1 protein-coding gene is annotated in these 789 nt (G+C 46.9%); it reads right to left on the bottom strand.

The features are described 5' to 3' along the window. The coding region (locus R7O13_RS26125; RefSeq protein ID WP_412125729.1) for an SLC13 family permease at window positions 1-789 on the bottom strand (789 nt) is incomplete at both ends.

A 789-nucleotide genomic window follows, 5' to 3' on the forward strand; every position in this document is an offset into this window, starting at 1 on the left:
AGAAGAACACCGCGAGTAGGGCTGTGAAAGGCAGAGCCTCTTCAAATGCTTTGCCCATTGAGTGCTCTTCAATGACGCCAGTAAATGACGTTGCTAGGATAATGACAGACAGACCAATCAGGCCAACGGCTGCTAAGTGAAGCGCTAACGCGACAATCAGCCAAACGGCGATAATACCTTGTACCCACAGTTTTGCGACGTCTTGGTTGGTACGTGTCTTACGTTCTTCGCGGTCAAAGTCCACAAGGATTTGACGTACGTTATCAGGCAGTTGTGCGCCGTAACCAAATACTTTTAGCTTCTCAACCAATGCACAGGTAATAAGACCACAGATAAATACTGGTAACGTCACAGGAGACATACGGATTAGGAATTCACCAAATAACCAACCCGCTTGGTCTGCAATGATAAGGTTTTGAGGTTCACCAACCATCGTTGTTACGCCGCCCAGCGCGGTACCCACACCAGCGTGCATAAGCAGCGAACGTAGGAATGCACGATAGTTTTCAAGGTCATCACGAGTCAGTTCTGTGATGGTGTCGTCTTGAGTATGGTCGTGATCGCCAATTGGGTTACCTGAAGCAACTTTGTGGTAAATCGAGTAGAAACCAACTGCTACGCTGATGACAACAGCGATTACTGTCAACGCATCTAAGAATGCTGACAAAAACGCGGCTGCGAAACAGAATGCAAGCGAAAGCAGAGTTTTTGAACGAATACCAAGCAGGATTTTGGTGAAGATGAACAGCAGAAGCTGTTTCATGAAGTAGATACCCGCAACCATGAATA

The sequence above is a fragment of the Vibrio sp. Y176 genome (assembly GCF_033438945.1).